The 10,149-nt window shown below is 38.4% G+C and carries 9 protein-coding genes; 5 read left to right on the top strand and 4 right to left on the bottom strand.

The genetic code is table 11. The features are described 5' to 3' along the window. Window positions 1–32 precede the first annotated feature (32 nt). The 3 genes from AC07YT_RS23750 to AC07YT_RS23740 all read left to right on the top strand — a co-directional run bounded on the left by AC07YT_RS23750 (window position 33) and on the right by AC07YT_RS23740 (window position 1,657). Window positions 33–512 carry a hypothetical protein gene (locus tag AC07YT_RS23750; protein ID WP_086549163.1) on the top strand — a complete coding sequence of 160 codons (480 nt, stop codon included), beginning with the start codon at window positions 33–35 and terminating at the stop codon, window positions 510–512. 6 nt (window positions 513–518) lie between these two features. Next, on the top strand, window positions 519–836 hold the full coding sequence (locus AC07YT_RS23745) for an eCIS core domain-containing protein (RefSeq protein WP_086549162.1): 318 nt from the start codon (window positions 519–521) through the stop codon (window positions 834–836). Window positions 837–1,063: 227 nt separating this feature from the next. After that, on the top strand, window positions 1,064–1,657 hold the full coding sequence (locus AC07YT_RS23740; protein WP_086549161.1) for a hypothetical protein: 594 nt from the start codon (window positions 1,064–1,066) through the stop codon (window positions 1,655–1,657). Between the two features lie 246 nt (window positions 1,658–1,903). Here AC07YT_RS23740 and gcvP read toward each other — a convergent pair whose 3' ends face one another. The 4 genes from gcvP to AC07YT_RS23720 all read right to left on the bottom strand — a co-directional run bounded on the left by gcvP (window position 1,904) and on the right by AC07YT_RS23720 (window position 7,561). After that, window positions 1,904–4,780, bottom strand: coding sequence for an aminomethyl-transferring glycine dehydrogenase (gene gcvP, locus AC07YT_RS23735; RefSeq protein ID WP_086549160.1), 2,877 nt, complete (start codon window positions 4,778–4,780; stop codon window positions 1,904–1,906). Window positions 4,781–5,145: 365 nt separating this feature from the next. After that, on the bottom strand, window positions 5,146–5,709 hold the full coding sequence (locus tag AC07YT_RS23730) for a hypothetical protein (RefSeq protein WP_086549159.1): 564 nt from the start codon (window positions 5,707–5,709) through the stop codon (window positions 5,146–5,148). Between the two features lie 104 nt (window positions 5,710–5,813). Beyond that, window positions 5,814–6,719, bottom strand: a complete 906-nt coding sequence (locus tag AC07YT_RS23725) for an EamA family transporter (protein WP_086549158.1) — start codon at window positions 6,717–6,719, stop codon at window positions 5,814–5,816. A 125-nt stretch (window positions 6,720–6,844) separates the two neighbouring features. Next, complete coding sequence (locus tag AC07YT_RS23720; protein WP_086549157.1) at window positions 6,845–7,561, bottom strand: pyridoxine 5'-phosphate synthase; 717 nt, start codon at window positions 7,559–7,561, stop codon at window positions 6,845–6,847. A gap of 83 nt (window positions 7,562–7,644) precedes the next feature. Here AC07YT_RS23720 and AC07YT_RS23715 point away from each other — a divergent pair, with 83 nt between their 5' ends. Then, window positions 7,645–9,279, top strand: coding sequence for an ArnT family glycosyltransferase (locus tag AC07YT_RS23715; protein ID WP_086549156.1), 1,635 nt, complete (start codon window positions 7,645–7,647; stop codon window positions 9,277–9,279). 1 nt (window position 9,280) lies between these two features. After that, the gene (locus AC07YT_RS23710) at window positions 9,281–9,661 is read left to right on the top strand and encodes a GtrA family protein (RefSeq protein WP_086549155.1); all 381 of its coding nucleotides are present in this window, start codon (window positions 9,281–9,283) and stop codon (window positions 9,659–9,661) included. Window positions 9,662–10,149: the final 488 nt, after the last annotated feature.

Raw genomic sequence — 10,149 nt, 5'->3', positions numbered from 1 at the left:
AACATTTATTAAGGAAATTACATTTACTATAAATGACTGATCCTAAAATAATGTCACCGTTCAAATATAAATTTTCAACTGCAATTAGCCGTCCCATCAACGAAAATGGATATGCAAAAGAAATCCAGGTAGTGAAGGAATATATAGACGAAAGAAAGGGAAACATTATTTTAAAGAACAACTACGAACTTACCTTTAAGGGTAGTTATTCTAAGTGGAGGGGAGATATTTGCACTACAGTAGAAACAGGTAGTTTTACCATTAGTGAAAAAGGAGGAAAACTAAACCTTGTTTACCGTATCCAAATAGATCCGGCTATGGTCTATCTTACTGCTATTGGTCTGACATTTTTGATTATATTTCATCAAGCTTGGTTCATTGGGATGCCCTTTATTTGGCTTGGAGGAGTGAATTGGATTACCACTTTAACAAGAAATAATTCGATGATGTATAATATCGCTTTTGAGATCGATAAACTCAGCCATAATATAAGCCCAAAACCGTTAACCTAACTCAAAATGCCAAAGAAAAATTTACCCGATAATTTAAAAAACGGCATTGAAGCACTTTCAGGTATTTCAATGGATGGAGTGAAAGTACACACGAATTCGGATAAACCTGCGCAATTAAATGCTTTAGCCTATGCCCAGGGTGCTGATATTCATATAGTGGCTAATCAAGAAGAACATTTACCGCACGAAGCATGGCATGTAGTGCAGCAAAAACAAGGCAGGGTTAAACCAACGGCTCCGTTAAAACCCAACATAAATATTCATGATAATGCTGGTTTAGAAAAGGAAGCCGATGAAATGGGGGCAAAAGCAACCAATATTTAATCATGGGTGTCCGAGTTGCTCATAGCTCCCACCCAATTAAATATAGTTCCCGTCTAGTTGGTTTGGACTTCAAACCTTTCCTAAACCTGACAGCAGCGATGAAAAACTGACATTCATTTCCAAAAAAATCTGCAAGCTTTATGAAATGAATTCATAAAACTTATAGATGAATAGAATATAAAAACATATACTTTATGGAATATGAGTTTTACCAACATCAATAAAATATGAAAAAAGCAACAATCCTTTTAGTATTTTTCACACTATCTAGCCTTGTAACACTAGCACAAAAGTCGTCAAAAATCGAAAAACAATTTCTGGAGTGGTTTTTTATAAAAAACTTAAAAATCAAAGATGATCATATACTTTATGTCTCAAAAAGTTCGGTTTATACTATCAAAGAGATGAAGAAGTATTTTGACAAAGACACTTTAACAGGCTTAATTTTAAGCAGGAAAATAACGGTTGCTCCCCAAATTATTTACACCAAAAATGAAAGGAAATATGTGGTGCGTAAAATAGAAAAATTAGAAACTGAAACTTTACCAGACAATATCTTACCATTTGCAAAAATCATAAGCTCAGATACCTTAAATCATATTTTCAACGATCGAACCAAGGGTTGGAATTACGCTTATAAAAAAGGAATTAAGGGCTATTATCATTTTACCAAACCCATTTTTTTCAGAAATGGCACACTCTGCATTTTTGACTATGGCTATGGTTGTGGTAATCTATGTGGATATGGAAATACCAGCGTTTATAAAAAAACAGAGGATGGCTGGATCTTGTGTCTACAGTTAGATAACTGGATAAGTTAATTTGCTTATAGAGATCAATTTTTGATGACTGAGTAATCTTAACAAGGTTCTTACTTCAATTCTAAACCCAAAAAAAAACAACATTCATTGGCAAAAAAAATCTGCAAGCTTTATGAAATGAATCCATAAAACTTGCAGATGAATAGAATATGTTCGTGGCGACACGAACCTAGGCGGCGTTTTGAGGGGAAATATGGCGATGGAAAGAAAAACCTTAAACCCTCTACCTTTCCGCCTTCTACCTCACTAAGGTACGATCTCTTCCAGGTAACTTTCAATTGGCGGGCAAGCACAGATCAATGCCCTATCACCATGACTATCGTTAACACGACCAACTGAAGGCCAGAACTTGCGCGCTAACACATAAGGAAGCGGGAACGCAGCTGTTTGACGGCTGTAAGCATGATCCCATTCGTTAGCGGTAATTACCGAAACCGTATGAGGTGCGTTTTTCAATGGGTTATCAACCTTATCTAAAGTACCGTTTTCTACTGCGGTAATTTCGTTTTTAATCGCGATTAAGGCATCACAGAAACGATCTAACTCATGTTTAGGCTCTGATTCTGTAGGCTCAACCATTAAAGTTCCTGCAACCGGGAATGATACTGTTGGTGCGTGGAAACCGTAATCCATTAAACGTTTTGCAATATCCGTAACTTCGATTCCGAAAGCTTTGAACGAGCGGCAATCTAAAATCATCTCGTGTGCACAACGGCCCTGAGCGCCTGAATAAAGTACAGGATAATGTTGCTCTAAACGCGCTTTCATGTAGTTTGCGTTTAGAATCGCATATTTCGTAGCGTTGGTTAAACCTTCAGCACCCATCATCGCAATATAAGCGTGAGAGATGATCAGGATTGAAGCCGAACCCCATGGTGCAGATGAAACTGCGGAAATTGATTTTCCCTTATCAATATCAACCACAGCGTGGCCAGGAAGGTAAGGAACCAGGTGTTTAGCCACACCAATTGGGCCCATACCAGGACCACCACCACCGTGAGGGATACAGAAAGTTTTGTGTAAGTTTAAGTGACAAACATCGGCACCGATATTAGCCGGACTTGTTAAACCTACCTGTGCATTCATGTTTGCACCATCCATATAAACCTGTCCACCGTTAGCGTGGATGGTTTCGCAAATTTCGATAATGCTTTCTTCGAACACCCCGTGGGTAGATGGATAAGTTACCATCAAACACGATAGGTTATCTTTGTGTAATTCTGCTTTTGCTTTTAAATCTTCAACATCGATATTACCGTTTTCTAAAGATTTAACCACAACAATTTTCATATCAGCCATTGCTGCAGAAGCAGGGTTGGTTCCGTGAGCCGAAGCAGGAATTAAGGCTACGTTACGGTGGAAATCGCCTCTATCCTGGTGATAAGCGCGGATAACCATTAAACCAGCATATTCGCCCTGAGCACCAGCATTTGGCTGTAAACTCATTGCCGCAAAACCGGTAATTTCACTTAACCATTTATCAAGCTCATTGAAAACAGAATAGTAACCCAATACCTGATCAGCGGGCGCAAATGGGTGTATACGACCGAAGTGAGACCAGGTAACCGGAATCATTTCTGCCGTGGCATTTAATTTCATGGTACAGCTACCCAAAGCAATCATCGAGTGGCAAAGTGATAAATCTTTTGCTTCTAACGATTTGATATAACGCAACATTTCGTGTTCCGAATGGTGCGCATTAAAAATTGGGTGTGTTAAATAAGCTGAAGTACGTTGTAAAGCTGATGGAATAACGGTTTCTACATTTTCTGCTACCTCAACCTGATCAGCAGCAATAGCTTTAACTTTAGCAAAGATTTTAGCAATCAAAGCTACATCTTCGAAAGTGCTGGTTTCGTCAAACGAAATGGTTGCAACATTACCAACATAGTTTAAGTTGATTTCGTTATCGATACATCCTGAATGGATACCACCTTTTAAATCACCTAAATCGAAACGAATGGTATCGAAGTAAGCTGAGTTTAACTGCTCAAAACCTAAACCTTTTAAGGTAGAGGCGAGGCTGATGGCCAAACCATGTGTACGTTCTGCAATCGCTTTTAATCCTTTCGGACCGTGATAAGCTGCGTAAAAACCAGCCATAATGGCCAATAATGCCTGTGCAGTACAAATATTTGAGGTTGCTTTATCTCTACGGATGTGCTGTTCGCGGGTTTGCAAAGCCATACGTAAAGCGTAATCGCCATGGCTATCGATAGTTACACCGATAATACGACCCGGGATATTACGTTTATATTCTTCTTTAGTGGCAAAAAATGCAGCATGTGGTCCACCAAAGCCCATTGGTATACCTAAACGCTGGGTAGTACCTACCACTACATCAGCTCCCCACTCGCCCGGAGGCGTTAATAAGGTTAAGCTTAAAATATCGGCAACTACCGTTAATTTAATATTTTGATTGTGCAATGCCGATGCGAAATCCTTGTAATCGAAAACCTCACCGTTTCCTGCCGGATATTGAACAATTGCACCGAAGAAATCTTCAGTAGCTACGAAATCTAAGTGACTTCCGATAACCAGTTCAATGCCGTAAGGATTAGCACGTGTTTTTAAAATATCAATCGTTTGAGGGAAAAGCAATGCTGAAACGAAGAACTTCTTAGCCCCCTGGTTTTTACGCAAGCTATATTGCATAAACATCGCCTCAGCAGCAGCAGTACCTTCATCCAATAAAGATGCATTGGCAATTTCCATTCCGGTTAAATCGATAACCATCGTTTGGAAATTTAACAAAGCCTGTAAACGACCTTGAGCAATTTCTGCCTGATATGGTGTATATTGCGTATACCATCCTGGGTTTTCGAATACGTTACGTAAAATTACACCCGGCGTAATGGTATCATAATAACCTTGTCCGATAAAGCTTTTGAAAACTTTATTCAACAATGAAGTTTGTTTTAAAGCACCAAGATATTCAGTTTCTGATTTCGCTGCAGGCAAGTTTAAAGGCTGTTTTAACCTGATTGCCGTCGGAACAGTTTGTTCTATCAGCTCATCAATAGAATTTACGCCAACAGTTTGCAACATTTCGGCTGTATCTGCCTCATTTGGCGCAATATGACGATTTTGAAAATCTTCCTTGTAATGGATATTTAAGCTCATGCGGTATGAATAATAAATTTGCGTGCAAAGGTAGCAAAAACGAAGCTGTATTTTGCTATATATCAGTGTAAAAAAGGTGTCCTATTTACACTTAAAAGCGACAAAATAGGTAGATTTTATACGCAAGGCAAAAGACAAACGTTTGTTCGTTTTTATTTAAGGCGTAATTATTTAGAAAGCAGTGGCTGTACTAAAATTTAAGTTTGTTCCCGCTATCCGCTACAATCTTTTTGTTAATCTCTGTCATATTGAGTTGCTGCAAACAAAAAGGATTTTCGCTGCTATCGGGTTTAAAAATGTCGGGTACTACAAGAAACTTAGGTTGTAGGCGCAATTAGGTATACGCTTACCTTTAGTCTTTCAACCTATTTCTGCACCTTCCAGCCTTCATCTTTACTCAACTTTAATTTATAGGTTTTGGTAATGAAGTTGCTGTTTTTATTTGCGTCCTTATCGAATGGTTCGAAATCGGTACTTGTCATTTTAAGTGATACGGTAACTTTTGCCGTGCTCGAATTAACCTGCGAAAAATCTACAGGCTTTTCATCGGCCAAAACATATTCTACCACTTTTACAGTTGCTTTATCACCATCCTGCTTTAAAACCAATGGACTCGCTTTATCGGTTAAGGTAATCTGGTAAACGAAACTGCTATCTTTTGAAAGGAATTTCTTTTTAGCTGCTTTCAAATCCAATGTCACCAGGCCTTTGCTGGCTAAAGTTTTATATTTACCCAGTTCAAACATATCGTTTGTACTGTTAAACTTTATTTCCCCAAAGTTGAAACGTGTAGTTTTATACTCAGGATTAGCTTTTAAATAATCCGTGATTACCGCTCCGGCTTCATCCTGGTTAATGGTGGTTTTGTTTTTACATCCGGCTAAGCCGATGATGATAAAGGATAAAATATAAATAGTTAGTTTTTTCATGTTTAAATGCTTTATGCTTTTTAAAGATATTTATTTTTTTGATAAGTCGGAGGTCAGGAGTCCGAAGTCGGAAGATTATTATTTCAAAAAATAACCTTATACCTTCAACCTTCCCACCCTCTACCTTTTTTCAAATATTTTAAATTTGGCAAAACCATCGCCGATAAAATTACCACCACACCAATCCACCTTAAAAACGATACCTGCTCTTGCAATACAAAACCAGCCATCATTACAGCAACAGGCAATTCTGCAGCACTTAATATCGAACTCATGGCTGTCCCAATTCTGGGTACACCTTCAGCAAAAAATAAAGGTGGAATTACCGTGCCGAAAACTGAGATGATTAATCCCCATTTCAATAAACTTCCGTTTAAAGCACCGTTGTATAAAAATGTTGGTGGAAAAATAATAAAGATGAGGATGCAGGCACCGGTAATCATCAGGGCGCTTTTTTGCAATGGAGCATATTCGTTTCCGATTCTGCCACTTAGCAACAAAAAGCCGGCATAACAGATTGCGGCCAATAAGCCAAAACCTATACCTTTTAAATCCATGCTTTCGATACTTGTTTCGGCCATTCCGCTCGCTAAAACCGTTCCACCCAAAACCAATAAAATGGCAAAAAGTTGTAAACCCGTAGGTTTCTTTTTAAAAATGAGGTATTCCATTAAAATACTCATCCAGATAAACTGCATCAGCAAAATAATGGCAACAGAGTTGGGTACAAGTTTTACACATTGATAGTAAAAGATGCTGACTAAGCCTGTACAGGTTCCGGCTAACACCATTTTCCACCAGGGTGTTTGGGGCACAATCGCTTTGGCTTTATAACTGGCGGTTCTACGCTGAAAGAAAAACAGCATCCATAAAATTACAGCCCCGAAAAAAGCCTGCGCCCCGGTAACATCGCCTAAAGTATAACCCTCGTGATAGGCCAGTTTAACAAAAGTAGAAAGGATGCCAAAACTACAGGCACCAAAAAAAACAAGGAGAATTCCTTTTAACATATATTTCGTTATTTAACCGCTAAGGGCGCTAAGTGTTTCGCAAAGAAGCTCAAGGCATCATTAAACTATGCACCCAACTTTGCGTTGCTTTGCGTCATTTTTCTTTGCAGTCTTTGCGGTTATAACTAAGCCAGCTGTTGTAAATATTTCTGAATGGTAGTTTCCAGCCCCAAATAAAGCGCATCGCTAATTAAAGCATGACCAATTGAAACTTCCAATAATCCCGGGATACTTTGTGCGAAATAATGCAGGTTATGTAAATCGAGATCGTGCCCCGCATTAATTCCCAAGCCTAGTTTATTGGCATGGTGCGCTGCAGCAATATAACTTACAATTGCTTTTTCGCGGTCGGCAAAATAATTATGTGCATAGGCCTCCGTGTACAACTCAATCCGGTCTGTCCCGGTTTCTACAGCACCTTCAACCATTTCTACCTGCGGATCAACAAAAATAGAAACACGTATGCCTTCTTTCTGGAAAACACCTACCATTTCTCTCAGGTAATCTTTATGTTTTAGGGTATCCCAACCGTGATTTGAAGTAATCTGACCTTCAGCATCGGGCACTAAAGTCACCTGGGCGGGTTTATTGGCCAAAACCAGGTCAACAAATTTATCTTCCTTACAATTTCCTTCAATATTAAATTCAGTAGCAATAACTGCTTTTAAATCGTAAACATCCTGATAACGGATATGGCGTTCATCCGGGCGCGGATGCACCGTAATTCCCTGCGCGCCGAAACGTTCGCAATCTAATGCAACCTTAACCAGATCAGGATTATTACCACCACGGCTATTGCGGAGTGTAGCAATTTTATTGATATTAACCGATAACTTTGTCATGCAGCAAAGATAAGGCTTTGCCCCTGTTAATCTTAAACCTTAAAAAAATTTGACTTTTTTTTGCTCATATTTGCTTCCTGTAAATGAACCCGAAGGACACCAGATTATATAAAATATTAATTGCGCTAATTGTAGCGGTGAGTACCTTGGCACTTTTTGGTGGCGTAATGGAACCCGATTCGGCACTTTACGCTTCTATCGCCAAAAATATGGTGCTGAGGAACGATTGGGTAAATATTTATGTACGTGGTGCCGATTGGTTAGACAAACCACATTTAACCTTTTGGCTGGCAGCTGCATCTTTTAAAATCTTCGGCATTACCGCTTTTGCATACAAACTTCCTTCTTTTTTGTTCGGATTATGGGGTGCCTGGTATGTTTACAAACTCGCAAAAGATATTTATAGCGAAAAAACAGGGTTAATGAGTGCGCTGATTTTTTTAAGTTCCCTGCATATCCTCATTTCCACTTTTGATGTCCGCGCAGAGGTTTATATCACCACCTTTACCCTGGCGGCTATTTATCATTATTACAAAGCACATCAGAGCACTTTCTGGCACATTGTTGCAGGTTCTTTTTTCGCGGCCTGTGCCATTATGATTAAAGGCATATTTGTATTGATTCCTGTTTTTGGAGGTTTTATTATTTACTGGTTATTAACCCGTCAGTTTAAACAGCTGTTGAAATTAAAATGGTGGCTGGCCATTATACTGATTTTCATTTTTATCATTCCGGAGTTATATACTTTATATGTACAGTTTGATTTACACCCGGAGAAAGTGGTATTCGGAAAAACCGGCGTTTCGGGCTTAAAATTTTTCTTCTGGGATAGCCAGTTTGGTCGCTTTTTTAATAACGGTCCAATAAAAGGTAAAGGGGATATTTCATTCTTTTTGCATACTACCCTTTGGGCATTTTTACCCTGGTCGGTATTGTTTTATGCGGCGGTGGTAAATCTTTTCAAAAAGAAAAACCGTATTGATTTACCTGCTGAAAGCATCATGATCTGGACCAGTGCAGCGATTACTTTTCTGTTGTTTTCATTGTCCAAATTTCAGTTACCACATTATATCTTGATTATTCTGCCACAGTTTGCCATCATAACGGCTTTGTATTTGCAAAAGTTGGAAGGCAACGCCCTAAAAGTATTTTGGTATACACAGGGTGTAATATTATTAATCTTATTGGTCTGCTTAATCGGTATTGGCTATTATTCAGGCTTCAATTTTGGCTATTATATCATTGCATTTCCACTTGTGGGTTCAATTCTGGGGATTTTCCGTAAGATAGGCCTACAATCGCTTATAATCAGGAGTGTAGTTGTTGCAGCAACAATCATGATTTTTCTCTCGGCATTTTTCTACCCATCGGTTTTGAAATATGAATCTGGCATGCAGGCAGGGATCTGGTTAAAAGAAAATTATCCGAAGGCCAAAGCTGCAGTATTGATGTATCCTGATGCGTATTCTTTCGATTTTTATGCCAATGGCGAACCCAAATATTTCTGGAGCTACGAGGATCTCAACCAATCGAAAGATGAAAAGGATCTGATTATCTATACTCCGGCATCAGAACTGGGAAGATTAAAAACAGAATACCATGCCGAAGTGTTAAAATCTTTTGAATATTACCACATCACAAAGCTTACTGGAAAATTTATCAATGCCAAAACTCGTCCACAGGTTTTAGAGCAGTTTTATTTGGTTAAAATACATTAACATGGATTTATTTTTCCGCATCTTAAAATTTGGATTAACAGGTTTCCTCGGAATGGCAATCGATTTCGGTGCAACCTGGTTATGTAAGGAGAAAATCAAGATAAACAAATACATCGCTAATGCAATCGGTTTTACCTTGGCGGTAACCAATAACTACCTCATTAACCGCGTATGGACATTCCAAAGCACCAATAGTCATTGGGGAACGGAATTCAGCAAGTTTTTAGTGGTGAGTTTAATTGGTTTGGGGCTAAACACCTTTATCATTTACCTCTTCCATCAAAGGAAAAATGGCACTAATTTTTATGTGGCTAAATTTTTTGCGATTGTAATTGTTTTCGTGTGGAATTTCTTGGCGAATATGCTGTTTACGTTTAGGTAAATTTTGTCTTCACCATTAAGGATTTAAGGTCATTAAGAATAGATCAACATAGCTTACCTAATTTATTATTGAACCACCTTAGTCACCTGAGTGCACCTGAGTTTCAAGCTTTAGAAAATATTATAAAGTAAGGTCCTGAAACAAGTTCAGGATGACGCTTGCCTTAGAAGATTTAATTATGTAATTGTTTTTGTGTGGAATTCCGTAGCGAATATGCTGTTTACGTTTAGGTAATTTTCCTTTTCAACATTAAGGATTTAAGGTCATTAAGAATAGGCTTGCCTAATATTATTATTGAACCACCTTAGTCACCGGAGTGCACCTAAGTTTCAAGCTTTAGAAAATATTTAAAGTAAGGTCCTGGAACAAGTTCAGGATGACGCTTATCTTAAAAGACTTAATTATGCAATAGTTTTTGTGTGGAATTCCGTAGCGAATATGCTGTTTACGTTTAGGTAATTTTTTTTCACCATTAAGGATTTAAGGTC

The organism is Pedobacter sp. GW460-11-11-14-TSB4 (genome assembly GCF_059423705.1).
Note: the sequence above shows the minus strand (reverse complement) of the source record. Positions and strands in the feature narration are given on the sequence as shown.

Excerpts from the sequence above, each read along its gene's own strand:
- AC07YT_RS23745 (WP_086549162.1), top strand. The coding sequence starts at position 519 with ATGCCAAAGAAAAATTTACCCGATAATTTAAAAAACGGCATTGAAGCA.
- gcvP (WP_086549160.1), bottom strand. The coding sequence starts at position 4,780 with ATGAGCTTAAATATCCATTACAAGGAAGATTTTCAAAATCGTCATATT.
- AC07YT_RS23730 (WP_086549159.1), bottom strand. The coding sequence starts at position 5,709 with ATGAAAAAACTAACTATTTATATTTTATCCTTTATCATCATCGGCTTA.
- AC07YT_RS23720 (WP_086549157.1), bottom strand. The coding sequence starts at position 7,561 with ATGACAAAGTTATCGGTTAATATCAATAAAATTGCTACACTCCGCAAT.
- AC07YT_RS23715 (WP_086549156.1), top strand. The coding sequence starts at position 7,645 with ATGAACCCGAAGGACACCAGATTATATAAAATATTAATTGCGCTAATT.
- AC07YT_RS23710 (WP_086549155.1), top strand. The coding sequence starts at position 9,281 with ATGGATTTATTTTTCCGCATCTTAAAATTTGGATTAACAGGTTTCCTC.
- AC07YT_RS23750 (WP_086549163.1), top strand. The coding sequence starts at position 33 with ATGACTGATCCTAAAATAATGTCACCGTTCAAATATAAATTTTCAACT.
- AC07YT_RS23740 (WP_086549161.1), top strand. The coding sequence starts at position 1,064 with ATGAAAAAAGCAACAATCCTTTTAGTATTTTTCACACTATCTAGCCTT.
- AC07YT_RS23725 (WP_086549158.1), bottom strand. The coding sequence starts at position 6,719 with ATGTTAAAAGGAATTCTCCTTGTTTTTTTTGGTGCCTGTAGTTTTGGC.